Below are 25,677 nucleotides of genomic sequence, written 5' to 3' on the forward strand. Positions count from 1 at the left end.
CCGGTTTCGGGCCGGGGGGTGGGTCGTCCGTAGACTCGACCATCGTGTCAGACGCCACCCCGCCGCCCACCGCAGACCCCGTCGCGCAGCCCGCCGAGCAGCCCGCCGAGCAGCCCGACCTCGTCGTCGTCGGATCGGGCTTCTTCGGCCTGACCATCGCCGAGCGCTGCGCGACCGACCTCGGCCTCAAGGTGCTGGTCCTCGAGCGCCGCTACCACCTCGGCGGCAACGCCTACTCCGAGATCGACCCGGAGACCGGTATCGAGGTGCACCTCTACGGCACGCACTTGTTCCACACCTCCAACAAGCGGGTCTGGGAGTACGTCAACCGGTTCACGTCCTTCACCGGCTACCGCCACCGGGTCTTCGGCAAGTACCAGGGGCAGGTCTACTCCCTGCCGATGAACCTCGGGCTGATCAACCAGTTCTTCGGCAAGGCCCACACCCCCGACGAGGCGCGGGCGCTGATCGCCGAGCAGGCGAGCGAGTTCGACACGCGGTCGGCGGCCAACCTCGAGGAGAAGGCGATCAGCCTGATCGGGCGCCCGCTCTACGAGGCGTTCATCAAGGGCTACACCGCCAAGCAGTGGCAGACCGACCCGACCGAGCTGAGCGCGGACATCATCACCCGCCTCCCGGTGCGCTACACGTTCCAGGACGGGTGGTTCAACGACACCTACGAGGGCCTGCCGACCGACGGCTACGCCGCCTGGCTCGAGCGGATGGCCGACCACCCCAACATCACCATCCGCCTCGACACCGACTTCCTGGACCGGTCCAACGGCGTCGCCGACCAGTACAAGGGCAAGGTCCCGATCGTCTACACGGGCCCGGTCGACGAGTACTTCGGCAACAGCGAGGGCCGCCTGTCGTGGCGCACGGTCGACCTCGAGCGCGAGACGCTCGACGTCGACGACTACCAGGGCACCGGTGTGGTCAACGCCAACGACCAGGACGTCCCGTTCACGCGGGTGCTGGAGTTCAAGCACCTCCACCCCGAGCGGACCTACCTGCCGGGCAAGACGATCGTCGTGCACGAGTACTCGCGCTTCGCCGAGGACGACGACGAGCCCTACTACCCGATCAACACCGCAGAAGACCGAGCCAAGCTGCTGAAGTACCGGGAGCTGGCCAAGCAGGAGCCCATGGTCCTCTTCGGGGGCAGACTGGGCACCTACAAGTACCTCGACATGCACATGGCGATCGGGTCCGCGCTGTCGATGTACGACAACCTGCTCCGGCCGCACTTCGCCGACGGAGCACCGCTGACCAGCGGGGGAGTGGACGAGTGAGCAGCATGACCACCACGAGCACGGCACAGAGCGTCGACGACGGCACGGAGCAGACCGCGCGCCGGCTGCTGCAGCGGCAGATCATGCCGACCGACCGCGACTTCGACGTGCTGGCCCTCTACGTCGACCCCGAGGCCGCCGTCCTCGACGCCGACAAGTACGAGGTCGGCAGCAACCGCAACGCCCGCGAGCTCAACGCCGCGACGATGCGCAACGGCGTCACCACCGGCGCTGCCATCCACCCCGACCAGATCGAGTCCCGCACGGCACTGCGGGTCACCTCGGGCGAGCGGCTCTCGTTCGGCACCTACTTCAACGCCTTCCCGGCGAGCTACTGGCGCCGCTGGACGGTCGTCTCCGAGGTCAACCTGACCATCTCGGTGCGCGGGGCCGGCGCGACGGTGATCATCTACAAGTCGATGGCCCGCGGCAACAGCCAGCGCGTCGACGCCGTCAGCACCACCTCCGAGGAGACCGAGACCTTCGGCTTCGACCTCACGCTCAAGCCGTTCGTCGACGGTGGCTGGTACTGGTACGACGTTGTCGCCGGTGACGGCGACGTCGTCGTGGAGAGCGCCGAGTGGACCGCCGAGGTGCCGGCCGACCGGGCCCAGCACGGCACCGTCGACGTGTGCATTACGACGATGAACCGTCCCGACTTCTGCGCCAAGCTGCTGGGCCAGATCGGCGAGCGGGCGACGCTGGAGCCCTACCTCGACACGGTGTTCGTGATGGAGCAGGGCACCCAGAAGGTCGTCGACTCCGAGGAGTTCGCCTACGCCGCGGAGGTGCTCGGTGACAAGCTGCGCGTCATCGAGCAGGGCAACCTCGGCGGGTCCGGCGGCTACGCCCGGGGCCAGCTCGAGTCCGTGCGCAAGGGCACGGCGACGTACGCGATGATGATGGACGACGACGTCGTCTGCGAGCCCGAGGGCATCATCCGCGCGGTCACGTTCGGTGACCTGTGCCGGCGTCCCACCATCGTCGGCGGCCACATGTTCAACCTCTACGCCCGGTCGCGGATGCACAGCTTCGGCGAGATCATCCAGCCGTGGCGGTTCTGGTGGCAGTCGGCCCCCGGCGTCTTCGTCGACTGGGACTTCTCGGCCCGCAACCTGCGCTCCACGCGCTGGCTGCACCAGCGCGTCGACGTCGACTTCAACGGCTGGTTCATGTGCACGATCCCGCGGGTCGTGCTCGAGGACATCGGCCTGTCGCTGCCGCTGTTCATCAAGTGGGACGACTCCGAGTTCGGCCTGCGGGCCAAGGAGGCCGGCTACCCGACCGTGACGTTCCCCGGCGCCGCGGTGTGGCACATCCCGTGGTCGGACAAGAACGACGCCCTCGACTGGCAGGCCTACTTCCACGTCCGCAACCGGTTCGTGGCGGCGCTGCTGCACTCGCAGTACCCGAACGGCGGACGGATGGTGCGCGAGAGCCGCAACCACCAGATCGCCCACCTGGTCGCGATGCAGTACTCCACGGTCGAGATCCGCCACCAGGCGCTGCTCGACGTGCTCGCCGGTCCGCACCGGCTCCACGAGGTGCTGCCGACCAAGCTCGCCGAGGTCAACGCGTTCCGCAAGCAGTTCACCGACGCCCAGCTGCAGGCCGACCCCGACGCGTTCCCGCCCGTACGCCGTACCAAGCCGCCCCGCAAGGGCCGCGACGGCACCGAGGTGCCGACCGGGCGGCAGCTGCGGATCAACGCCGCGCTGCAGCCGCTGCGCCAGATGCGCCGGCCCCGGCCCCTGTCGCGCAAGCACCCCGAGGCCGAGATCCGCGCGATCGACGCCAAGTGGTTCCGGCTGGGCCGCCTCGACTCCGCGGTGGTCTCGATGAACGACGGCACGTCGGCCGCCTTCTACCAGCGCGACCCGGCGAAGTTCCGCGAGCTGGTCCGCAAGACCGTCGACGTCCACGAGCGGCTGCGCCGCGAGTGGCCCCGGCTGGCCGAGGAGTACCGCGCGGCCCTGGACGACATCACCTCGCCGGAGGCGTGGGAGGAGACGTTCCGGCCGTGGACGTCCGAGCGCGGCGATGACTGACCTGGCCAAGGCCCCCGTCGGCCCGGCACCGGGCGACGACGCCGACCTGCCGCCCCTGCGGGCGCCGTCGGCCGACAACGGCCTGGCCGGCGTCCTGCGACGCCGCTACCTGCTCAAGCTGCTGGTCCGCCGCGAGATCAGTGCCCGCTACCAGGGCTCGCTGCTCGGGCTGCTGTGGTCCTACATCAACCCGCTCTCGCAGTTCTGCATCTACTTCTTCATCATGGGCGTCGTCTTCGCCCTGCACCGGGGCATCCCGAACTTCGCCATCCACATCTTCTCGGCGCTGGTCATCGTGCACTTCTTCACCGAGACGATGGGTGCGGGCACCCGCTCGATCGTGCGCAACCGGCAGATCGTGCAGAAGATGGCGATGCCCCGGGAGATGTTCCCGGTGGCCACGATGCTCGTCTCGCTCTACCACGTGGGCCCGCAGCTGGTGATCCTGCTGGTCGCCACCATCTGCTACGGCTGGACCCCCGACGTCTACGGCGTCGCCTGCATGGTCGTCGCCATCGTGATGATCATGCTGCTGGGCACGGGCATGGCGCTGCTGTTCAGCGCCGCCAACGTGTTCTTCCGCGACGTCGGGAGCGCGGTGGCCATCATCACCAACCTGGTGCGCTTCGGCGTCCCGATGATCTACAGCTACGAGATGGTGGCCGAGCGGTTCGGCGCGGCCGAGCCCTACTACCTCCTCAACCCGATCGCCAACGCGGTGCTGCTGTTCCAGCGGGCCTTCTGGGTCGGCTCGACCGACAGCCGCACCGTGATGCCCGACGACCTCCTGCTGCGTGGCCTGGCGATGGTCGTGGTCAGCGCGGTCATCCTCGGGATCGGTCAGCTGGTCTTCAGCCGGTTGGAGAACAAGATCCCCGAGAGGCTCTGACGTGGCCGAGTCGATGCGGGTGGAGCACGCCACCAAGACCTTCACCAAGCGCTACCAGCGGACGCTGAAGCAGATCACCGTCGCCAAGGTGCGCGGCAACAAGACGATCGAGGAGTTCAACGCCGTCGACGACGTCTCGTTCACCGTCGAGCAGGGCGAGTCGATCGGGCTGATGGGCCTCAACGGCTCGGGCAAGAGCACCCTGCTGAAGATGATCAACGGCGTGATGCGACCCGACTCCGGGTCGATCCTGACCCGCGGCCGGATCGCCGGCCTGATCGCCACCGGCGCCGGCTTCCACCCCCAGCTCAGCGGCCGCGACAACCTCATCCTCAACGCCGCCATCCTGGGCATGAGCGAGAAGGAGACGATGCGCAAGCTCGACGCGATCGTCGACTTCGCCGGCATCGCCGACAAGCTCGACACCCAGGTCGGGCACTACTCCTCGGGCCAGAGCGCCCGCCTCGGCTTCGCGATCGCCATCCACGTCGACTCCGACATCTTCCTGGCCGACGAGGTCCTCGCCGTCGGCGACCGGCCGTTCAAGAAGAAGTGCCTCAAGCGCATGGAGGAGGTCCGCGACAGCGGCCGCACCCTCTTCTACGTCTCCCACTCCGCCGGCTCGGTACGCCGGATGTGCTCGCGCGTCCTGGTGCTGCAGGAGGGCCGCCTGGTCTTCGACGGCGACGTCGACGAGGGGATCGCCTTCCTGCACTACGACGACGACGTCGAGCGCCCCGAGGACCAGGAGGACGCCGACGACGCGATCGGCGCCGACATCTAGGTCTCGCCGGCGGTCGGCGCGGACGCGTCTCGGTCGCTGCGGATTTCACCGGTCCACCGGGTACTCCTGAACTTCCCGGGCAATGTATTGCCCGGGAAGTTCAGGTTTCCCCGGCCCACCGGGGAGATCTCGCGCCGGCGCCCGTTCGGGATTTCCCCGGTCCACCGGTGAGATCCCGCCGGCGGCGCGCCTCTGAACCCGCACCACGCGACTTTGACAATCTCGAACTTCTCGGCGTGTCGACTGGAAATTACAGGTTTGTAGTTACTCAGTTCCCCTTCCCAGCCCGTGTGACTGGTGTGAAAGTTGCTACCCGTGTGACTCTTCCCCCTCGCACTGGAGCTGACTTCGAATGCCTTTCCTTCCCCGTTCCACCGCGCCCGACGGCCACCGCCAGGCCCGGTTCGTCACGACGTGCCAGCAGCTGCTGGTGCTCGGCGTGATCCTCGCCGTGCTGACGCCGGCGGCGCGCATCGTGTCCATCGACTTCGGTCCGGTGCCCGACGGTGCGTCCGCGCCCGGTGGGTCGTCCGACGGGTCGTCCGACGGGTCGGCGGCCGCGCTGCCGCCGGCGTCGATGGCGGCGTACACCGCGGCCCAGACGGAGCCGTCGGTCGTGCCGACCGCGGCGGTCGACCCGGTGGTGCGCGAGGTGAGCCTCACCGCGCCGGCCGGGGCCCGGATCGCCCCCGGCGCGCTGGGCACCGCCCGCTCCCAGGTCGCGCCCAGCGGGGTCCAGCGGCTCGTGAGCGAGCCGCAGCGGGTCAGCGGCTACGGCGCCGTGGGCCTGACCTGGCAGCACGGCGACGTCGTCCCGGACGACCAGATCAAGGTCAAGGTCCGCACCCAGGACGCCGGTGACTGGTCGGGTTGGACCAAGATGGAGTACCACGACGACCACGGTCCCGACCCCGACAGCGCCGAGGGCCGCCGCGCCCGCCCCGGCACCGACGAGCTGCTCGTCGGCGAGGTCGACCAGGTCCAGGTCAAGGTGGTCAGCAAGCAGGCCGCGCCGGCTGATCTGAGGCTCGCCGTCATCGACCCCGGCGTCGCGACCAGCTCCGCCGAGCAGCTGCCGGCGCTCGACACCAACCAGTCCGACGGCGGGGCCGACGGCAGCGCCGCCCGCCCGGCCGTCGGCGACCTCGACACCTCCGACGGCGACGTCCGGCTCGCCGCCGGCCGGGTCACCCCGAAGCCGGTGATCTACTCCCGCAAGCAGTGGGGCGCCGACGAGCGGCTGCGCGACAAGGGCTCGTTGCGCTACTTCGAGGTGCACGCCGGCTTCGTCCACCACACGGTCAACGCCAACGACTACTCGCGCGAGGACGTGCCGTCGATCCTGCGCGGCATCTACGCCTACCACACCCAGTCCCGGGGCTGGTCCGACGTCGGCTACAACTACCTGGTCGACAAGTTCGGCCGCATCTGGGAGGGCCGCGCCGGCGGCATCGACCGCCCGGTGGTCGGTGCCCACACCCTCGGCTACAACGACGACTCCTTCGCCATGTCGGCCATCGGCAACTTCGAGACCGCCCGGCCCAGCAGCGCGATGGTCCAGGCGTACGGCGCCCTGTTCGGGTGGAAGCTCGCCCTGCACGGGGTCGACGCGTCGTCCACGCGGCAGTACGTCACCTCGAGGAACTTCCCGGCCGTCAACGGGCACCGCGACGCCGCGTCGACCGCGTGTCCCGGCAAGCACCTCTACGCCAAGCTCTCGCAGATCAGGTCCCTCGCCAAGCAGGCGCAGGTCGGCTTCGCCGGCCGCCAGCTCGAGTCGGACGTCGCGGGCACCGAGCTGCCCGACCTGATGGTGCGCCGGGCCTCCGACGGCCAGGGCTTCGTCATCCCGCTGCGCAAGACCAACCAGGGCTACGCACGCGGCAACCCGATCCCGATGCGGCTCGACCTCTCCACCCAGAACCGGATCCTCAACGCCGGCGACTGGGACCGCGACGGCAAGACCGACCTGATCACGCGACGGACCTCGAACGGCACGCTCTACCTGCGGCCCGGCCTCGGCAACGGCAGGTTCGGCCCGGCCGTCGAGCTGGCCCGCGGCTTCGGCAGGGTGGGCCTGCTGGCGGCGGTCGGCGACATGACCGGCGACGGCTGGCCCGACCTGATGGGGCAGCCGGCCGGCGGCGCCATGCGGATCTACCCGGGCCGCGGGGCCCAGGGACTGCGACCGAGCTACGTCGCCCACAGCCGGGTGAACGCCACGACCCACATCCCGGTCGGGCTCTGGAACGGCGACGGCGCCCCGGACAGCCTGTTCCGCCAGGGCTCGCGGCTGGTGCTCTACCCCGGCAACGGCCCGGGCGGGCTGACCGGCGCGACCTCGCTCGGCCTCGACCTGGCCCCCTACGACCGGGTGCTCGGCATCAGCGACGTCGAGCTGACCGGTCATCCCGACCTGCTCGCCCGCAGGAAGTCGACCGGTCACCTCGTGCTCATCCCGGGCGAGGCGACGTCGTTCGGCAAGCCCGTCGTGATCGGCGGGGGCTACAAGTACTTCGACCTCTTCGGCTGAGCCGGGAGGTCGGGGAGAGACGTCCGGACGCTCAGGCAGGGAAGCGTGCGGTGGCGCGCTCGGCGACGTAGGTCGCCTCGAGACGCTCCCGTGCGGCATGAGTGACCAGGACGAGGGAGCCGCGGCACGCCAGCGGCTCGATGAAGGTCGCGAGTCCCGGTGGGGAAGCCGGGTTCGCCTCCGACATCAGGCGGCCGCCGTCGGTGACGAGAGTCCCGGCGGCGGCCGTCGTCCACAGCTGCGCGTGGGTCACCGGCGTACCGCCGAGGTCGTGGGCGACGTCGTCGCCGGCGGGCGGGTCCCACGCGGTGAACGCGTCGGGCTGCGACCAGATCTCCACGCCCACGTCGTGCACCCCGGGCGGGACGCCGTCGGCGTACCGGCCGCCCATCGGCAGGAGCGCGCTGGCCAGCACGACCAGCTCGTCGGCGCGCGCCGACCACGCCGGCAGCGTCTCGGGGCCGCACACGACGGCGTCGGGGGAGTCGGTCGCGCTGACCACCAGCCCGGCCGACCAGGCCGCACCGAGGAACACCGTCCCGAGCCAGTGCGGTGGGAGGTCGACGCGCAGCGTCTGCCCCTTCTCCAGGCCCAGCTCGTCGGTCAGCAGCCCGGCGGCCTTGGCCACCCAGTTGGCGTACGTCGTCACCGACAGCTCGGTGCGCTCGCCGGTCGCGTCGTCGTAGAAGGTCACTAGCGGGCGGCCGGCGTCGGCGCGCAGCAGGTCGGTCAGGACGGTCGCGAAGGTGGTCACGGGACCAGTCTCCCCAACCCCGCCTGGCCCCGACCGGCAGTCACTACGCTCCGCGCATGAGCAGGACGCAGAACGACACCACCGGCCCCGTCGACGGACTCTGGGCGGTGGTGCCCGCGGGCGGCGCGGGGACCCGGCTCTGGCCGCTGTCGCGGTCGTCGTCGCCGAAGTTCCTGCACGACCTCACCGGCTCCGGTCGCTCGCTGCTGCAGGCGACCCACGACCGGCTGGCACCGCTGGTCGACGACCGGTTCCTCGTCGTTACCGGCCGGGCGCACCGCGACGCCGTGGCCGAGCAGCTGCCCGACGTCGCCCCCGAGGCGATCGTGGCCGAGCCGTCGGCGCGCGACTCGATGGCCGCCATCGGCCTGGCCGCCGCCCTGCTCGAGCGGCGCGACCCCGACGCGGTGCTGGGCTCCTTCGCCGCCGACCACGTCATCACCGACACGGCCGCGTTCGGCGACGCCGTCCGCACGGCCGTCGGCGCCGCGCGGGACGGGTGGCTGGTCACGATCGGGATCGACCCCACCTTCCCGTCGCCGGCGTTCGGCTACATCCACCTCGGCGACGCGCTCGACGGCCACGCCGGCGTCGTCGCGGTGCGCGAGTTCGTCGAGAAGCCGTCGGTCGACGTCGCCGAGCGCTACCTCGCCACCGGCCGCTACCGGTGGAACGCCGGGATGTTCGTGGTCCGACCGACCGTGCTGCTCGACCTGCTGGCCGTCGACGACCCCGGCTTCGCCGCCGCACTGCGGGCCGTCGCGGCCGACCCCGGCACCCTCGACGACGCCTGGGCCCGGCTGCCCAGGATCTCCGTGGACCACGCCGTCGCCGAGCCCGCCGCGGCCGCCGGCCGCGTGGTCACGGTCCCGGCGTCGTTCGGGTGGGACGACGTCGGCGACTTCGACTCCCTCGCCACCCTGCTCGAGGACCCCAGCAGCGCTGCCGTCACGGTGCTCGGCGACCGCTCCCTCGTGCACGACCGGGGCGCCACCGGGCTCGTGGTGCCGGCCGGCGGCAAGGTGGTCGCCGTGGTCGGCCTCGACGACGTCGTGGTGGTCGACACGCCTGACGCACTGCTGGTCACGACCCGGGCGCGCGCCCAGGACGTCAAGTCGATCGTCGCGGCACTGGCCGAGGCGGGTCGCGGCGACCTCACCTGACCCGCTGGGGACTACGGGATCGCGGCCTCGGGGGCGTCGGTGTAGGGGTACTTGTCCATGAAGGAGACCAGCGCCTCGCCGGAGACCTCGCTGCAGTACTGCCAGGCACCGGTCGACGTCTCGGTGTCGCCCTTCCAGTGCGTGAAGGCGATGTGGGTGCCCTCGGGGAACTTCGTGTCGCCGTCGGCGTCGCTGTCCTTCCACGGCGCCGCGATGAACTTGTTGCGGAAGTTGGCGTTGTCGCCCGACTCCTTGAACTTGCGGGCGATGGCCCGGACCTTGGCGAGCTCGCCGTTGTCGTCGGCGATCTCCTCGTCGTACCAGAGGATCGTGTAGCCGTGCTCGAGGTTGTGGACGAGGGCCTCGACCGCCGGGCGGTCGTCCTCGTCGTAGAACTTCTCGGTGAAGGTGGCGGGCGCGACGCCGCCGACGTTCCAGTGCGGGCCGTACGCCGGCGGGGCGGCGTCGTAGGTGACCTCCTGGGGCTGCTCCACGTGGTCGCTGACCCCGGTCGCCTCCTTCTCGATGATCTCCTGGCACGCGCCGGCACCGGCGCCGATGTCGTCGACCGGGGTGTCGGCGTAGGCCGACTCCTGGAAGCGGCCGACGATCACGGGCACCACCGGGATCGCGACGATGATCAGGGCGATCAGGACCGCGACGCCCACGATCGCGTTGCCGCGACGCTTCTCGGCGGACTTCTGCTTCTTGAGGGTGTCCTCGATCAGCCGCTGACGCTCGGTCTTGGCTGTCTTGGTCGGCTTGGCCACTCTCGGTCTACCTCTGTCTCGGTCGCGTGGGGGTCACGGGGGGTCGCAAACGTCGAGAGTCTACGGAGTGGCCCTGGCAAAGCGCTGATCGGGAGCGTCGGCGACCACGAGCCACCCGTGGGCGAAGGCCAGGACGGCGACCAGGGGCCCCGCGTCGGCGGGGCCGGTGACGGTCGTCTCGTCGACGACCGCGAGGGGTACGCCGAGCACGTCGAGCACCACGGCCACCAGCTCGTCGGCGGCCACCGGCGCCCCGAACGGGCGGGCGTCGTCGCGCCGCCCGGCGACCGCACGGACCACCGCCTCGCGTGCGCCGTACCCGAACAGGTCGGCGCCCTCGGCGCGCACCAGTGCGACCGCTCCCGTGCCGTGGTCGCCCGCGGGCAGCACCAGGTCGGCGCGCCCGCGCACCACCGCGAAGGGGCGGCCGCCGAGCTTGCCGGAGGCGAGCTCGGCCAGGCCGGCGATCTCGTCGGCCACGGCGGGTGCCGTCACCGCCAGCTCGTTGCCGTGGGCGTCGAGGCGGCCGGCGAAGCTCTCGGCGACCACCACCCCGGCGGCGCCGACGGCGATGTCGGTCTGGCCCTCGCGCCAGGCCCGTCCCGCGGTGTCGGTGACCACGACGCCGACGTTGCGGCCCGTGCGCGCCAGGAGGGCCTCCCGCAGCCGACGCGCCGAGGCGTCGGGGTCGAGGGGCAGCAGGACGGCGCGACCGGGCTCGACGTTGGAGGCGTCGATGCCGGCGGCGGCGAGGGTCAGGCCGTGCCGGGTGCGCACGATCGTGGTGGGGCCGCGCCGCGCGACCACCCGGGTCGTCTCGGCGGCGAGGTGGTCGTCGCGGGAGCCGGTGACGACGCGTCCCTCGGCCTTGCTGACCACCTTGCTGGTGACCACGACGACGTCGCCGTCGGCGAGGTCGACCAGCGGCAGGAGCAGCGCGACCAGGTCGTCGCCGGTGTGGACCTCCGGGACCCCGTCGGGCGCGGTGGCGCCGACCGTCACGCGGGTCCGCCCACGCCGGCCCCGGTGACGAGCGTGACGGCGGCCGCGGCCATCGCCGCGGTGGCGTCGAGGTCGGTCATCATCAGCGGCACGGCGGCGCAGGCGAGCCCGCCCGCGCGGACCCGGGCCACCTGGTCGGCGTCGCGCTCGTCGACCAGCCAGCCGTCGACCACCCCGTCGTCCGACCCGCCACCCGAGCGGGCGCCGTAGTGGAGCCCGACGGCGGCGGCGGAGACCTCCACGCCGATGGCGGTGAGCACCTGGTGGGCCATGCCGCGCACGTGGGTGCCGCCGACGATGGGGGACAGACCCACGACGGGCGCGGTGGTCGACCGCAGCGCCTCGCGGACCCCGGGGACGCCGAGGATGGTGCCGACCGACACGACGGGGTTGGACGGCGGCAGCACCACCAGGTCGGCGTCGGTGATCGCCTCGAGCACGCCCGGCGCCGGGCTGCTCGCGTCGAGACCGACCACCACCACCGTCTCGGCGGGCACCTCGGCGCGCAGCCGCACCCAGTACTCCTGGAAGTGCACGACCCGGCGTCCGCTCGGGGCGGTCTCGTCGGCGACGGCCACGTGGGTCTCGACGCGGTCGTCGGTCATCGGCAGCAGCCGCACCCCGGGCTGCCAGCGCCTGCACAGCGCCTCGGTGACCGCCGAGAGCGGGTAGCCGGCGTCGAGCATCTGGGTGCGCAACAGGTGGGTGGCGATGTCGCGGTCGCCGAGACCGAACCAGGTCGGCTCGACGCCGTAGGCCGCGAGCTCGGTCTTGACGCTCCAGGTCTCCTCGCGCCGGCCCCAGCCCCGGTCGAGGTCGATGCCGTCGCCCAGGGTGTACATCACGGTGTCGAGGTCGGGGCAGATCTTCAGGCCGTGCATCCACAGGTCGTCGGCGGTGTTGGCGACCACCGTGACCTCGGCGTCGGCGGCCACGCCGGGCAGCGTGCCGGCGTCGATGCCGTGCCGCAGGCCCTGCAGGAACCGGGCGCCGCCCATGCCGCCGGAGAGCACGGTGATGCGCGAGATCGTGGGCTCAGGCATGAGACCTACTGTGCCGCGTCGGCCCCACCGGTCCGGACCGGGGGGCCTCATATCAGAGAACGGCTTGACTTCTGCGTACGACAGGCATGTAATTCCCACAATGTTGTTCGGGGGAATCCACCGGGTCGAGAGGCAGATCAGATGAGGGAGCTCTTCCTCCTGGAACCAGCAGGAGACGAAGCAGGATGGCAGGAGCGTGCCCTGTGCGCGCAGACCGACCCGGAGGCGTTCTTCCCCGAGAAGGGCGGCTCCACCAGGGAGGCCAAGAAGGTCTGCCTGACGTGCGAGGTGCGCGACGAGTGCCTCGAGTCGGCGCTGATGAACGACGAGCGCTTCGGCATCTGGGGCGGTCTGTCCGAGCGTGAGCGGCGCAAGCTGAAGAAGCAGGTCGTCTGAGCAGGCACCGAGCCAGACGCACCGCCCGAGGGAGCCCCGACCGTCACCGGTCGGGGTCCTCGTGCTTTTCACGGGGTCGGGGGAGTGCCCGCTATGGTCGGCCACCGTGTCTTCCCCCGGTGTCGTCGCGCTGCTGGTCAGCCACGACGGTGCCCGCTGGCTGCCCGGCGTGGTCGAGGGCCTCGGCGAGCAGGGACCGGCCCTGGGCCGCGTCGTCGCCGTCGACACCGGCAGCCGCGACGGCAGCCGCGACCTGCTGCCCCCGACGTACGACGTGGTCGAGGCGTCCTCGGCGACGACGTACCCCGCGGCCGTCCGGCTCGGCCTCGAGCGCACCGCGGCGGTCGCCCCCGACGCCGAGTGGGTCTGGCTGCTCCACGACGACTCGCGCCCTGCCCCCGGCGCGCTCGCCGCGCTCCTGGACGCCGCCGCCCGGCGTCCCGACGTCGACCTGCTGGGCCCCAAGCAGCGTGAGTGGCCGTCGCTGCGACGTCTCGTCGAGGTCGGGGTCACCATCTCCGGCACCGGGCGGCGCGAGACCGGCCTCGAGCGCGGGGAGTACGACCAGGGCCAGCACGACGAGGAGCGGGAGGTGCTCGCCGTCAGCTCCGCCGGCCTGCTCGTGCGCCGGCGGGTGCTGGAGGAGCTGGGCGGGTTCGACCCGCGGCTGCCGATGTTCGGCAACGACCTCGACCTCGGGTGGCGGGCGGCCGCGGCCGGGCACGCGACGCTGGTGGTCCCCGCGGCCGTGGTCTTCCACGCCGAGGCCGCCCACCGCGGCACCCGGCGTACCCCGCTGACCGGTCGCCACACCCACTACCACGAGCGCCGCGCGGCGCTCTACACGCTGCTCGTCAACGGCAGCGCCGCCTCGCTGCCGTGGCGGGTGCTGCGGCTGACGCTCGGCACGCTCGTGCGGATGCTCGGCTTCGCGCTGGTGCGCTCGCCGGGCGAGGCGCTCGACGACCTCGCCGCGCTGGTCACCGTCGTGTTCCGGCCCGGCCCCCTGCGGGCCGGCCGCCGGGAGCGCCGCGAGCGTCTCGAGCGGAGCGGCACGCCGCCCGACCGCGACCGTGTACGACGCCTCCTCGCCCCGGCCTGGGTGCCCTACCGCCACGGCCTCGACTTCGTGGGCGACGTCGTCTCGGCGCTGAGCAGCCAGGCCGCCGACGTCGCCGAGCGGCGCCGCGAGGCGGCCGCCGAGCTCGACCCGTCGTCGCTGGCCGCCGCCCGGCTGCGCGCCGAGCGGGCGGCCCGCGAGGAGGAGGACCAGCTCGCCGACACCGGCGCCGTCGCGCGGTTCTTCACCAACCCGCTCGCGCTCGTGGCGGTGCTCGTCGTGGTCGCGATGCTGGTCGCCGCCCGCACCGCGCTCGGCCAGGTCAGCGGCGGCGCCCTCTCCCCGGTGCCCGACGGCGCCGGGGACTGGTGGGCACTGCACCGCGAGACCTGGCACCCGCTGGCCTTCGGCACCGACGTGCCCGCGCCGCCGTACGTCGTCGTGCTGGCGCTGCTCGGCTCCGTCGTGGGTCCGGGCGCCGCGGTCAGCGGCCTGCTGGTGCTGGCGGTGCCGTTCGCGCTGTGGGGCGCGTTCCGCTTCCTGCGGGTGGCCGGCCGCCTGGTCAGCCCCCGCGGTGCGCCGCGGTGGCTGCTGCTCGGTGCGGCGACGACGTACGCCCTGGTGCCCGTGACCTCGGGCGCCTGGGGCGAGGGCCGGCTCGGCCTGGTCGTCGCCGGCGCCCTCCTGCCGTGGCTGGCCCACGCCGCCCTGGGCTTCGCCGACCCGGAGGTCGACCGGCGCCGCCGGGCCGGCTGGCGGGTCGGGCTCCTGCTCGCGCTGGTCACCGCCTTCGCCCCGGTGGCCTGGCTGGTGGCGGCCGCGCTCGTGCTCGTCGTGCTCCTCCTCGGGGCGGCGGCGGCCCGCGGGGCCGTGCTGGGCCGCGCCGTGTGGGGACCGCCCGCGGTCGCGCTCGGGGTGCCGCTGCTGCTGCACGCGCCGTGGTGGGTGCCGGCCGTGACGGGTGGCCACGCCTCGGCGCTGGTGCTCGAGACCGGACGCCTGCCCTCGACCGACCTGGGCCCCCTCGACCTGCTCACCGGCCGGCTCGGCGACCTCGGTGCGCCGGTCTGGGTCGGTGCGGTGCTGGTCGTCCTGGCCGTGCTGGCGCTGGTGCCGCGGGCGAGCCGGATCCCCGTCACGCTGTGCTGGCTGGTCGCCCTGGTCGCCGCCGTCGTCGGTGCGCTGCTGTCGCGGGTCACCCCGTCGCTGGCCGCGACCGACACCCCGCCCGGCCTGGGTGCGGCGCTGCTCGTGGTCCAGGCGTGCCTGGTCACCGCCGTCGTGCTGGGCGCCCAGGGTGCGGTGCGCAACCGGGTCGCGGTGCCGCTGCGGGTGCTGGCCGCCGTCGCCGGGGCCGCCGCGCTCGTGGTGCCCGTCGCCGGGGCGGTCTGGTGGGCCACCGCGGACGACGACCTGACCTCCGACGCCGACGACGTCGTGCCGGCGTACATGGAGCAGCGCTCGCGCACCGGCGCGGCCTACGGCGTGCTGGTGGTGCGTGGCAGCGTCGAGGAGGGCCTGTCCTACACCGTGCGCCGTGGCGACGGGCTGACCCTCGGCGAGGACGAGGTGGTCGCGCTGACCGACGCCGACCCCGACGTCACCACGACGGTGCGGGAGCTCGCCGCCCGGCCCACGCCCGACGTCGTCGACGCCCTGGGTGCCGCGGGCGTCGAGTTCGTGCTGCTGCCGGCCCCCGCCGACGGTGCTGTCGCCGCCACCCTCGACGCCGCGTCCGGCCTGGTGCAGGCCAGCTCGCCGCCCGGGACCCGGGCCTGGCGGGTCGACCGCGGGCTCGACCCCGACGCCGTGTCCGGTGACGGCACGTCGTGGCTGCGGGTCGTGCTGCTCGTCGTCCAGGGCGTGGTGGCGCTCGTCGCGCTGGTGCTGGCCGCCCCGACCCTGCGTGCGGGCCGGTCCCGCGAGGAGGACGACCGATGAGCGAGCGAGGCACGTCCCGGGTCGCCCGGGCCCGCTTCGGCGTCACCACCGTCGCGGCGGTGCTGGTCCCGGTGCTGACCCTGGTGGCCGCCCTGCTCGTCGACACCGGCACCGTCGAGCCCCGGGTCGGCGCCGGGCCAGAGGAGACGCCGCTGACCCGCGCCAGCGTGGTCTGCCCCGGGGGCGGCAGCGAGGTGCTGGTCACCTCCACCTCGGGCGCTTCGGGCTCCGTCGCCGTTCGCGCCGGCCGCGACGAGCGCGAGGCCGAGGTCGGACCCGGCCGGACCGCCGAGGTCGAGGTCGGCGAGCGCGCCGCCGTCATCACCGGCGAGGGCGACCTCGCACCCGGCCTGGTGGCCGGACGGTTCTCCTCGCCGCTGGCCAGCTTCGACTGCCGCGCGCCCGTCTTCGACCAGTGGTTCACCGGTGTGGGTGCCGGCGCCAAGCACCGCTCGATCCTCCAGCTGGTCAACCCCGACGAGGGCCGCGCGGTGGTCGACGTCGAGGTCCTCGGCCGCGACGGCGTCGTCGAGGCACGGCAGCTGCTCGGGATCGCCGTGCCCGGCGGGGAGGCGCGCACGTTCCCGCTGGCGACCGTGCTCCCGCGGCGCGACGAGCTGGCCCTGCGGGTCACCGTCGGGCGCGGCCGGATCGCCGCGAGCGTCCGCGACACCGTGCGCGGCCTTGGCAACGGCCGCACCGGCGACGACGGCCTCGCCTCCCAGGCCGCCCCGGCGCGGAGCAACCTGCTGCTCGGCGTCCCCTCCGGAATCGGGCCGCGCACGCTCGTGCTGGCCAATCCGGGCGCCTCCCAGGGCCGGGCGACGGTCTCGCTGGTGACCGGGGAGTCGGTGTTCGCCCCGGCCGGCCTCGAGGATGTCGACCTGCCGCCGTACAGCGTCGTCGTGGTGCCGGTCGCCGAGGTGCTGCGCGAGGCCGGCTCCGGCGCCGCCACCGAGAGACCGCAGGGGCTGCTCGTGGAGTCGACGGTGGCCGCCACGGCCAGCCTGTCGATGTTCGTGCGCGGCGACCTCGCGACCGCCGTCCCGGTCGACCCGATCGCCGACGCCGGCACCGCCGTCCTGCCGGCCGGTGACAAGCGCCTGGTGCTCGGCAACGCCGCCCAGGACGGCGTCGTCACCGTCGCGGTCCGCGACGCCGAGGGCGAGGAGCTCGCGCAGGAGCGCGTCGAGGTCGGTCCCGACCGTGCCGCGACCCTCGACCTCCCCGCCGAGGCCAGGCTGGTGACGGTGACCCCGTCCGGCACGGGCGTCGACGCGGTCGTCCTCGTCGTCTCCGAGGCCGGCGCGACGGTGGTGCGGGTCCGCGAGCCGGTCGAGACCGGCCTGGTGCCCGACGTGCGGGTCGGGCTGCCCTAGAGCCCGAGTGCCTTCAGCGCCGTCGGCAGCCCGGCGGCCGGCACGTCGTAGGGCACGAAGGCCGACGGGTGCTCGCACACCCGGTCGATGACGCGCTGGGTCGGCACCTGGACGTCGGGGGAGCGGGAGTCGCCGAGCTCGACGACGCGCGCCCCGGCCGGCGCGAAGGCCGACAGGTGCAGCGCCGAGCCGGCGGCGCCCGCCAGGACCGACGCGCCGGCCGCGAGGCGCAGCTGCTCGCGCACCGGGAGGGTCTCCGGGGTGACGACGCGGAACCCGGCGCCGATGAACGCCTCCTCGAGCGCGACGTCGTGGGCCTCGTCGGTGCGGGTCGGCCGGCCGGCGGCGCGACGGGCCCGGTTGAACGCCGTCCGTGAGAAGAACACCCGCTCGCCGGCCGGGTCGAGCTCGAGCCGACCCCCGGCCGCGGCCGCCATCCGGCGCCACACCAGGCGCGCCTGGTCCCATGCCCAGCCGTTGACCACGATGCCGCGCCCCGGCACCAGCAGCCTCTCGGCGACCAGGTTCTCGTCCTCGACCACCTCGAAGGGGACCTCGCCCCAGCCGGCGAGGTCGAGCAGCTCGCGCTGCCAGTCGGACACCCCGCGGAAGCGGCTCATGAAGTTGTGGAACACGATCCCGGCGACGCCCTCGACCGCGGGACCCTCCGGCCACAAGGTGGTGAGGGTCTCGGCGAAGAAGTGGCCGAAGTGCTGGGTCCAGTGGCCGCCGTAGAGCCAGGTGCCCTCGAGGCGGCGCGACCCCTGCTGCTGGCGCGGCGGCACCCGGGCGGGGTCGGCCTGCGCGACCTGCGCGCCGACCAGGCCGCCGATCTTCTGCGACGAGACGACCAGGCGGCCGTCGGCGTCGTGCACCGCACCCCTGATCCACCGGGTCGGCTCGACGATCGTGCGCAGGTCGCCGCGGCGCACGCGGGTGAGGATCGCGTCCGGCACGTCGACGAGGTCGGGCGGGCCCTCCACCGGCTCGTGGGGGAACGTCGGCAGCGCCCAGCCGGGCGGCAGGGGAGCGGTGCTCACAGGCCGAGGTCGCGGCGCAGCTCGCGCCGGATCGCGGCCCACGGGCGCAGCTGCAGGACGTCGTCCTCGAGCACCATCTGCTCGAAGGTGAGGTCGGCGACCTGGCCCAGGGAGCGGTGCGTGACGTCGGTCCGTGGCTTGCGCCAGAACACCGTCTGGCCGTGGTTGTCGGCGATCGTGCGGTAGGTCAGCTGGGGGCAGAAGGTCTCCACGAACCACACGAGCTTGTAGATGTCGCCCATCCAGCGCTTCTCCGTCGAGCCGATGTAGTCGCGCACCGCGAAGTACTGGTCGCGGTCGGGCAGCGCGCACAGGTGGCTCGGGGGGTGGGTGTCGTCGACGACGACCACCCCGTCGGGCTGCAGGTGGTCCAGGGCGTTCATCAGGTCGCGCAGCGTCTGCTCGTAGACGTGCAGGCCGTCGAGGAAGACGACGTCGAAGAGCTCGTCGCGGCCGACGCGGGTCGCGAAGTACTCGTCGCTGGTGACCTCGTGGTACTCCGCGCCCGGCTCGTCGCGCTCGTCGTGGGGCGGCGCCAGCTTGAACGCCGGGTCGACCGCCACCCGTCGTGCGGCGGGCACCTTGTCGAACGTCGCGCCGCGCCAGACGCCCACCTCGAGGTAGCGGGCCTCGGGGTAGAGACGGCACAGCTGCCGCATCACCGCCGCCCGGCTCACCGCCCTCGCCGGGTCGGTTGCCTGGCGTTGCTGGTCGGGTTGCTGCACGGGGTCCTCCGTCACCACTCAATCCTCCTCGGCCACGCGCGGGTCGACGACCTCGGGGGCGATCCCCAGCAGCTCGGCGACCTGCTCGACCACGACCGTCAGCACCATCGCCTCCAGCTCGCTGCGCGAGGAGCACCGGTGCTCGATCGGACGCCGGAAGACCACCAGCCGGCTGGGCGTCGCGCCCGAGCCCCGTACCAGCGACGAGAGCGGGACGGTGCCGGCCTCCCAGTCGTCGGGCACCTGCGGGGTGTCCTCGACGGCGTACTCGACCAGGCCGAGGTGCTCCTGCCAGCGTTCCTCGATGTCGGCGACGACCGCGAGCACCAGGTCGTCGAACCGGTCGCGCTGGGTGCGCAGCGCCGGGGTGCGCGGGTCGCGGGGCACGACGGCCGGTCCGCGCATGCCGCGGTCGCGGCGGTCGCGGGTACGCCGTCGCGGCCGCACCCGGTGCCCTGCTGTCTCGTCGTCCCGCGCCACGACCGCGAGCCTAGGCGGCGGCGGGGGTGCCGGCGGGTAGCGTGCGCACCGTGAGTCTTGCCCGGCGTTGTTCGCGCACCCCCTGCGGCCGTCCGGCAGTGCAGACGCTCACCTACGTCTACGCCGACCAGACCGCCGTGCTCGGCCCGCTGGCCACCTACGCCGAGCCGCACGCCTACGACCTGTGCGCCCAGCACGGCGAGCGGCTCTCGGCGCCGCGCGGGTGGGAGGTGCTGCGCCTGGCCACCGACCTCGCCGACCGCGGCCCCAGCAACGACGACCTGCTCGCGCTCGCCGACGCCGTCCGCGAGGCCGGTCGCCCCGTCCCGCCGCCGCGTGCGGTGCCCGCCGAGGAGACCGGCCGCGAGACCACCCGACGCGGCCACCTGCGGGTCCTCACCACCGACTGACGGCACCGCCCGAGGCAGTACCCCCCACCCACTAGGGTCAGCGGCATGGCCTTCGATCCCGCCGTCGTGCACGGCATCTTCAAGGCCTACGACCTCCGCGGCACCGTGCCCGACCCGCTCGACGACGACCTCGCCCGCGCCACCGGCCGGGCGTTCGTGCAGGTCGTCGGTGCCACCGAGGTCGTGGTGGGCTACGACATGCGTCCCAGCTCGCCGGGCCTGGCCGGTGCGTTCGCCGACGGCGCCACCCAGGCCGGCGCCGACGTCACGATGATCGGGCTGGCCTCGACCGACCAGCTCTACTTCGCCTCCGGCCACCTCGGCCTGCCGGGCGCGATGGTCACCGCCAGCCACAACCCCGCGCAGTACAACGGCATCAAGATGTGCCACTCCCACGCGCGGCCCGTGGGCACCCAGACCGGGCTCGCCGACATCCGCGACCTCGTCCTCTCCGGCGACTTCGCGCCTGCCACCCGCAGCGGCTCGATCAGCGAGCACGACGTCCTCGAGGCGTACGCCGCCCACCTGCTGACCCTCGCCCCGGTCTCCGGCCGGCGGCTCACCGTCGTCGCCGACGCCGGCAACGGGATGGCCGGCTACACCGCGCCCGCCGTGTTCGGCCGCCTCGGCGACGCCGTCGACCTGGTGCCGATGTACTTCGAGCTCGACGGCAGCTTCCCGAACCACGAGGCCAACCCGATCGAGCCCGAGAACCTCCTCGACCTGCAGGCCAAGGTGCGGGAGGTCGGTGCCGACATCGGTCTCGCCTTCGACGGCGACGCCGACCGGTGCTTCCTCGTCGACGAGCGCGGCGAGGCCGTCTCCCCGTCGACGCTGACGGCGCTGATCGCCGAGCGCGAGCTGGCCAAGGACCCCGGCGCGACGATCATCCACAACCTGATCACCAGCCGTGCGGTGCCCGAGATCGTCCGCGAGCTCGGGGGCCACCCCGTCCGCACCCGGGTCGGGCACTCCTACATCAAGACCACCATGGCCGAGACCGACGCGATCTTCGGTGGCGAGCACAGCGGCCACTTCTACTTCCGCGACTTCTGGCGTGCCGACTCCGGCATGCTGGCCGCGCTGCACGCCCTCGCCGCGCTGGCCGCCCACGACGGGACGCTCAGCGACCTGCTCGCCCGCTACGAGCGCTACCCGCTCTCCGGCGAGATCAACAGCACCGTCGCCGACCAGGCCGCGGTCACCGAGGCCATCGAGGCGTCCTACGCCGCCCGTGAGGGCGTCACCCGCGACGACCTCGACGGCCTCACCGTCAGTCATCCCGACTGGCAGTTCAACGTCCGTCCGTCCAACACCGAGCCGCTGCTGCGGCTCAACGTCGAGGGCAAGGACGAGGCGACCATGACGGCGGTGCGCGACGAGGTGCTCGCCCTGATCCGTGGAGGCTCCTGATGCCGGTCCCACCCGCCCTGCTCGAGATCATCGTCTGCCCCGACTGCCGCGGCGAGCTGTCCGTCGTCGAGGCCGGCAGCGAGACCGAGCTCGTCTGCCAGTCCTGCGGGCTCGCCTACCCGGTGCGTGACGACATCCCGGTCCTGCTGGTCGACGAGGCCCGGCGGCCTTGAGCGCAGGGACGGACTGATGACCTGGTTCGACGAGTCCCGCCTCGACGACGAGCTCGCGCTCGGCTCCGCCGACCTGCGCCTGCGCACCCTGGCCGAGTCGGGCGCCCGCGTACGCCGGGAGGCCGGCGACGCCGCCGAGGCCACCGCGCTCGGCGTCGCCCGCGCCCAGGAGACCCGACCGCGCGCCGTGATCGCCGCCGGCCCCGACTCGCGGCTGCTGCGCGCCGTCCTCGAGCCGTCGTGCCCGGTGCCCTTCGTGGCCTGGCCGGGCCCCGCACTGCCCGGGTGGGCCGGCAGCCTCGACCTCGTCGTGGTGCTCGCGCCCGTGGGCTTCGACTCCGGCGCGGCCTCCGCGGTGGCCGAGGCCGTGCGCCGCGGCTGCCAGGTCGTGGTCGCCTGCCCGCCGTCGTCCATGGTCGCCGAGCACGCCGAGGGCCGGTGGAGCAGCGTGCTCCCCACCGTCACCGACGACCAGCTGGCCGCGGCCGTGGTGATGCTGTCCTACCTGCACCAGGTGGGGCTCGGGCCGGAGGCCGATGCCGGCACGGTCGCCGAGGCGCTCGACGCCGTCGCGATCAGCTGCTCGCCGCACCGCGACATCTCGATCAACCCCGCCAAGATCCTGGCCATCGCCCTGGCCGACGCCACCCCGCTGGTGTGGGGCGGGTCCGTCCTCGCCGCCCGGGCGGCGCGCCGGGTCGCCGAGTCGATCCGCCGCACCAGCGGCCGCACCGCCCTGGCCGGCGACGCCGAGCACCTGCTGCCCGTCATCGAGGCCACCCGCCCGCGCGACGTCTTCGACGACCCCTTCGCCGACGGCGGGAGCAGCGGCGAGCGCCGTCCGGTGCTGGTCGTCCTCGACGACGGTGCCGACGACCCCGTCGTGCGCGAGCACCGCGGGCGGCTGCAGGCCGCCGCGACCGAGCGCGGCGTCCACGTCGAGACCGTGACCTCCGACGTCGCCGGCGAGGTCGCCCGCTACGCGTCGCTGCTGCTCACCGGCACCTACGCGGCGGAGTACCTGCGCCTGGGGCTGGTCGCCGACTGAGCACGACCGGCGCCGGGCGCTAGGCTTCGTGGGTGAGCGCTGGACTGTTCGGACTACTCGACGACATCGCCGTCCTCGCGCGCGTCGCCGCCGCCTCCATCGACGACGTCGGTGCGGCAGCGGGCCGGGCGAGCATGAAGGCCGCCGGCGTCGTCGTCGACGACACCGCCGTGACCCCGCAGTACGTGCAGGGCGTCGCCGCGCAGCGCGAGATCCCTATCATCAAGAAGATCGCGGCCGGGTCGCTGCGCAACAAGCTGCTCTTCATCCTCCCCGCGGCGCTGCTGCTCAGCCAGTTCGCCCCCGACTGGGTGCTGCCGGTGATCCTCGTCGCCGGCGGCACGTTCCTGGCCTACGAGGGCGCCGAGAAGCTCTGGGAGCGCGTCTCGGGCCACGAGCCGGCCGAGGAGGGCCTCGGCACCGAGATCTCGCCCGAGCAGGAGAAGACGATGATCGCCGGTGCGGTCCGCACCGACTTCATCCTCTCCGCCGAGATCATGGTGATCGCCCTCGACAGCGTCGCCGAGGAGCCGTTCATCACCCGTGCCGCGGTCCTCACCGTGGTCGCCTTCCTGATCACGATCCTGGTCTACGGCGTGGTCGCGATGATCGTGAAGATGGACGACGCGGGCCTCTCGCTCGCCCAGCGCTCCTCGACGTTCGCCCAGAAGGTCGGGCACGGCCTGGTGCGCGGCATGCCCAAGCTGCTCGCCTTCATCTCGGTCGTCGGCATCGCCGCCATGCTCTGGGTCGGTGGCCACATCCTGCTCGTGCAGCTGCACGAGCTGGGCTTCGACCCGCCGTACGACTTCGTGCACCACCTCGAGGAGGAGGCCGCGCACGCGCTGGAGGCGGTGGGCGGCATCGTCGGCTGGCTCGTCAACACCGCCCTGTCCGCGGTCGTCGGGCTGGTGGTCGGCGGGATCGTCGTGGCGATCATGCACGTGCTGCCGTTCAAGAAGCACGGCGCCGGCGCGCACTGAGCCTGCGCCGGGCGAGGATTCATCGATCCCCAGAGCGCTGTCCTACGCTGAATCTCGTCGCGTGGGAGATCCCGACGACGCGCAGATGCGCGGCGCAGACGCAGTCGCACCCATTCTGGAGATGACGATGGACTACAAGGTCGCCGACCTTTCCCTGGCTGACTACGGCCGCACCGAGATCCTCCTCGCCGAGCACGAGATGCCCGGCCTGATGGCGATGCGCGAGCGCTTCGGCGACTCCCAGCCGCTCGCCGGCGCCCGCATCGTCGGGTCGATCCACATGACGATCCAGACCGCCGTCCTGATCGAGACGCTCACCGCGCTCGGCGCCGAGTGCCGCTGGGCCTCGTGCAACATCTTCTCCACCCAGGACCACGCCGCGGCCGCGGTCGTCGTCGGGCCCGAGGGCACCGTCGACGAGCCGTCCGGTGTACCGGTCTTCGCCTGGAAGGGCGAGACCCTGGAGGAGTACTGGTGGTGCACCCAGCAGATCCTCGACTGGGGCGACGAGCTGCCCAACATGATCCTCGACGACGGCGGCGACGCCACCCTGCTCGTCCACCTCGGGGTCCAGGCCGAGAAGACCGGCGTGGCGCCCGACCCGGCCTCCGCCAAGAGCGGCGAGCAGAGGATCATCTTCGAGGTCCTCAACAAGGTCCTCGCCGAGAAGCCCAACCACTGGGGCCCGATCGCCAACTCGATCAAGGGCGTCACCGAGGAGACCACCACCGGGGTGCACCGTCTCTACGAGATGATGCGCGAGGGCACGCTGCTCTTCCCGGCGATCAACGTCAACGACTCGGTCACCAAGTCGAAGTTCGACAACAAGTACGGCTGCCGCCACTCGCTCATCGACGGCATCAACCGCGCCACCGACGTCCTCATCGGCGGCAAGGTCGCGGTCGTCTGCGGCTACGGCGACGTCGGCAAGGGCTCGGCGGAGTCGCTGCGCGGCCAGGGCGCACGCGTCGTCGTCACCGAGATCGACCCGATCTGCGCGCTGCAGGCGGCGATGGACGGCTACCAGGTCACCACCCTCGAGGAGGCCCTGCCCGTCGCCGACATCATCGTCACCGCCACCGGCAACCGCGACGTCGTCACGGTCGACCACATGCGGGCGATGAAGCACAACGCGATCGTCGCCAACATCGGTCACTTCGACAACGAGATCGACATGGCCGGCCTCGAGGCCGACGGTGTCGCCGAGCGCAAGACCGTCAAGCCGCAGGTCGACCTGTGGACGTTCCCCGACGGCAAGGCCATCATCGTGCTGTCCGAGGGCCGCCTGATGAACCTCGGCAACGCCACCGGCCACCCGTCGTTCGTGATGTCGAACTCGTTCACCAACCAGGTGCTCGCCCAGATCGAGATCTACACCAAGACCGAGGAGTACCCGGTCGGCGTCTACGTGCTGCCCAAGCACCTCGACGAGGAGGTCGCCCGCCTCCACCTCGGTGCGCTGGGCGTCAAGCTCACCACGCTGAGCGACGACCAGGCCGCCTACCTCGGCCTCGACGTCCAGGGTCCCTACAAGACCGAGGCCTACCGCTACTGACGGCCTGGCACCACCCGGCGAACGCCACCACGGACACCGTGGTGGCGTTCGCCGCGTTCGGGCACCTGACAGAATGGGATCCATGACCGACGCGGCGAGCGACCTGGCGACCCATGGTCGCGTGCTCGTCGTCGACGACGACGCGGCGCTGGCCGAGATGCTCTCGATCGTCCTGCGCCAGGAGGGTTTCGACTCCCGCACGGTGGCGCGCGGCGACCAGGCGCTCGGGGCGTTCCGGGACTACCGGCCCGACGTGGTGCTGCTCGACCTGATGCTCCCCGGCCGCGACGGCATCGACGTGTGCAAGGAGATCAGGTCGGAGTCCGGGGTGCCGATCGTGATGCTCACCGCCAAGGGCGACACCGTCGACATCGTCGTCGGTCTCGAGTCGGGGGCCGACGACTACGTCGTCAAGCCGTTCAAGCCCAAGGAGCTCGTCGCCCGCATCCGGGCGCGGGTGCGCCGCACGGAGCAGAACGAGGCCGGCCAGCAGGAGTCGCTGAGCATCGGCGACCTCGAGATCGACGTCGACGGTCACGCGGTGACGCGCGACGGCAGCACCATCGGCCTGACGCCGCTGGAGTTCGACCTGCTGCTGTGCCTGGCCCGCAAGCCGTGGCAGGTCTTCACCCGCGAGATGCTGCTCGAGAAGGTGTGGGGCTACCGCCACGCCGCCGACACCCGCCTGGTCAACGTCCACGTGCAGCGGCTGCGGTCGAAGGTCGAGCACGACCCCGAGCACCCCGAGATCGTCGTGACCGTGCGCGGCGTGGGCTACAAGGCCGGCAAGGTCTAG

23 protein-coding genes are annotated in these 25,677 nt (G+C 72.7%); 16 read left to right on the forward strand and 7 right to left on the reverse strand.

All coding sequences use genetic code 11. The features are described 5' to 3' along the window. The first annotated feature begins 44 nt into the window (after positions 1–44). The 5 genes from glf to AC4MBH_RS19010 all read left to right on the forward strand — a co-directional run bounded on the left by glf (position 45) and on the right by AC4MBH_RS19010 (position 7,546). Positions 45–1,292, forward strand: coding sequence for a UDP-galactopyranose mutase (gene glf, locus AC4MBH_RS18990; protein WP_491796940.1), 1,248 nt, complete (start codon positions 45–47; stop codon positions 1,290–1,292). Between the two features lie 5 nt (positions 1,293–1,297). Beyond that, positions 1,298–3,340, forward strand: coding sequence for a glycosyltransferase (locus AC4MBH_RS18995; RefSeq protein ID WP_491796942.1), 2,043 nt, complete (start codon positions 1,298–1,300; stop codon positions 3,338–3,340). Beyond that, a complete protein-coding gene (locus AC4MBH_RS19000) occupies positions 3,333–4,229 on the forward strand; it encodes an ABC transporter permease (RefSeq protein ID WP_491796943.1) in 897 nt (298 codons plus the stop codon). The genes AC4MBH_RS18995 and AC4MBH_RS19000 overlap by 8 nt, the downstream gene beginning before the upstream one ends. Position 4,230: 1 nt before the next feature. Next, positions 4,231–5,013 (forward strand): ABC transporter ATP-binding protein, encoded by a 783-nt coding sequence (locus tag AC4MBH_RS19005; protein WP_491796944.1) that lies wholly within the window; start codon positions 4,231–4,233, stop codon positions 5,011–5,013. Positions 5,014–5,365: 352 nt separating this feature from the next. Further along, on the forward strand, positions 5,366–7,546 hold the full coding sequence (locus AC4MBH_RS19010; RefSeq protein ID WP_491796945.1) for an N-acetylmuramoyl-L-alanine amidase: 2,181 nt from the start codon (positions 5,366–5,368) through the stop codon (positions 7,544–7,546). A gap of 31 nt (positions 7,547–7,577) precedes the next feature. On the opposite strand, the gene AC4MBH_RS19015 is transcribed toward AC4MBH_RS19010, so the two are convergent. Further along, positions 7,578–8,300, reverse strand: a complete 723-nt coding sequence (locus AC4MBH_RS19015) for a TIGR03089 family protein (RefSeq protein ID WP_491796947.1) — start codon at positions 8,298–8,300, stop codon at positions 7,578–7,580. A 56-nt stretch (positions 8,301–8,356) separates the two neighbouring features. Between AC4MBH_RS19015 and AC4MBH_RS19020 the strand changes: the two genes are divergently transcribed. Continuing rightward, positions 8,357–9,463, forward strand: coding sequence for a mannose-1-phosphate guanylyltransferase (locus tag AC4MBH_RS19020; RefSeq protein ID WP_491796949.1), 1,107 nt, complete (start codon positions 8,357–8,359; stop codon positions 9,461–9,463). 11 nt (positions 9,464–9,474) lie between these two features. On the opposite strand, the gene AC4MBH_RS19025 is transcribed toward AC4MBH_RS19020, so the two are convergent. From AC4MBH_RS19025 to cofD, 3 genes are read right to left on the reverse strand one after another with little or no spacing between them, the layout of a single operon-like run. Continuing rightward, positions 9,475–10,233 (reverse strand): DUF3105 domain-containing protein, encoded by a 759-nt coding sequence (locus AC4MBH_RS19025; protein ID WP_491796951.1) that lies wholly within the window; start codon positions 10,231–10,233, stop codon positions 9,475–9,477. A 60-nt stretch (positions 10,234–10,293) separates the two neighbouring features. Then, positions 10,294–11,235: a coenzyme F420-0:L-glutamate ligase gene (gene cofE, locus AC4MBH_RS19030; protein WP_491796953.1), complete on the reverse strand. Its 942-nt coding sequence runs from the start codon at positions 11,233–11,235 to the stop codon at positions 10,294–10,296. Then, entirely contained in the window at positions 11,232–12,278 is a 1,047-nt protein-coding gene (cofD, locus tag AC4MBH_RS19035) for a 2-phospho-L-lactate transferase (protein WP_491796955.1), read from the reverse strand. Before cofD ends, cofE begins: the two co-directional genes overlap by 4 nt. Positions 12,279–12,419: 141 nt before the next feature. Here cofD and AC4MBH_RS19040 point away from each other — a divergent pair, with 141 nt between their 5' ends. The 3 genes from AC4MBH_RS19040 to AC4MBH_RS19050 all read left to right on the forward strand — a co-directional run bounded on the left by AC4MBH_RS19040 (position 12,420) and on the right by AC4MBH_RS19050 (position 17,054). Then, a complete protein-coding gene (locus tag AC4MBH_RS19040) occupies positions 12,420–12,674 on the forward strand; it encodes a WhiB family transcriptional regulator (RefSeq protein ID WP_491796957.1) in 255 nt (84 codons plus the stop codon). A 106-nt stretch (positions 12,675–12,780) separates the two neighbouring features. Continuing rightward, positions 12,781–15,675 (forward strand): glycosyltransferase, encoded by a 2,895-nt coding sequence (locus tag AC4MBH_RS19045; protein WP_491796959.1) that lies wholly within the window; start codon positions 12,781–12,783, stop codon positions 15,673–15,675. Then, a complete protein-coding gene (locus AC4MBH_RS19050; RefSeq protein WP_491796961.1) occupies positions 15,672–17,054 on the forward strand; it encodes a DUF5719 family protein in 1,383 nt (460 codons plus the stop codon). The genes AC4MBH_RS19045 and AC4MBH_RS19050 overlap by 4 nt, the downstream gene beginning before the upstream one ends. Here the strand turns inward: AC4MBH_RS19050 and AC4MBH_RS19055 are convergent. From AC4MBH_RS19055 to AC4MBH_RS19065, 3 genes are read right to left on the reverse strand one after another with little or no spacing between them, the layout of a single operon-like run. Then, positions 17,051–18,094 (reverse strand): glycosyltransferase family 61 protein, encoded by a 1,044-nt coding sequence (locus AC4MBH_RS19055; protein ID WP_491796963.1) that lies wholly within the window; start codon positions 18,092–18,094, stop codon positions 17,051–17,053. The two genes, AC4MBH_RS19050 and AC4MBH_RS19055, sit on opposite strands and share 4 nt — an antisense overlap. Further along, the gene (locus AC4MBH_RS19060; protein WP_491796964.1) at positions 18,091–18,834 is read right to left on the reverse strand and encodes a class I SAM-dependent methyltransferase; all 744 of its coding nucleotides are present in this window, start codon (positions 18,832–18,834) and stop codon (positions 18,091–18,093) included. Before AC4MBH_RS19060 ends, AC4MBH_RS19055 begins: the two co-directional genes overlap by 4 nt. 3 nt (positions 18,835–18,837) lie before the next feature. After that, positions 18,838–19,299 (reverse strand): metallopeptidase family protein, encoded by a 462-nt coding sequence (locus AC4MBH_RS19065; protein ID WP_491796965.1) that lies wholly within the window; start codon positions 19,297–19,299, stop codon positions 18,838–18,840. A 50-nt stretch (positions 19,300–19,349) separates the two neighbouring features. On the opposite strand from AC4MBH_RS19065, the gene AC4MBH_RS19070 reads away from it, so the two are divergent. The 7 genes from AC4MBH_RS19070 to mtrA all read left to right on the forward strand — a co-directional run bounded on the left by AC4MBH_RS19070 (position 19,350) and on the right by mtrA (position 25,677). Beyond that, a complete protein-coding gene (locus AC4MBH_RS19070; protein ID WP_491796967.1) occupies positions 19,350–19,709 on the forward strand; it encodes a DUF3499 domain-containing protein in 360 nt (119 codons plus the stop codon). A 45-nt stretch (positions 19,710–19,754) separates the two neighbouring features. Then, positions 19,755–21,122, forward strand: a complete 1,368-nt coding sequence (locus AC4MBH_RS19075; protein WP_491796969.1) for a phosphomannomutase/phosphoglucomutase — start codon at positions 19,755–19,757, stop codon at positions 21,120–21,122. Beyond that, positions 21,122–21,295, forward strand: coding sequence for a Trm112 family protein (locus AC4MBH_RS19080; protein ID WP_491796970.1), 174 nt, complete (start codon positions 21,122–21,124; stop codon positions 21,293–21,295). Before AC4MBH_RS19075 ends, AC4MBH_RS19080 begins: the two co-directional genes overlap by 1 nt. Before the next feature lie 16 nt (positions 21,296–21,311). Next, positions 21,312–22,343: an SIS domain-containing protein gene (locus AC4MBH_RS19085; RefSeq protein WP_491796971.1), complete on the forward strand. Its 1,032-nt coding sequence runs from the start codon at positions 21,312–21,314 to the stop codon at positions 22,341–22,343. 32 nt (positions 22,344–22,375) lie between these two features. Next, positions 22,376–23,326 carry a DUF808 domain-containing protein gene (locus tag AC4MBH_RS19090; protein WP_491796973.1) on the forward strand — a complete coding sequence of 317 codons (951 nt, stop codon included), beginning with the start codon at positions 22,376–22,378 and terminating at the stop codon, positions 23,324–23,326. A 121-nt stretch (positions 23,327–23,447) separates the two neighbouring features. Next, positions 23,448–24,881 carry an adenosylhomocysteinase gene (ahcY, locus tag AC4MBH_RS19095; protein ID WP_491796974.1) on the forward strand — a complete coding sequence of 478 codons (1,434 nt, stop codon included), beginning with the start codon at positions 23,448–23,450 and terminating at the stop codon, positions 24,879–24,881. An 82-nt stretch (positions 24,882–24,963) separates the two neighbouring features. Beyond that, on the forward strand, positions 24,964–25,677 hold the full coding sequence (mtrA, locus tag AC4MBH_RS19100) for an MtrAB system response regulator MtrA (RefSeq protein WP_491796976.1): 714 nt from the start codon (positions 24,964–24,966) through the stop codon (positions 25,675–25,677).

The organism is Nocardioides sp. WJ219 (genome assembly GCF_058559815.1).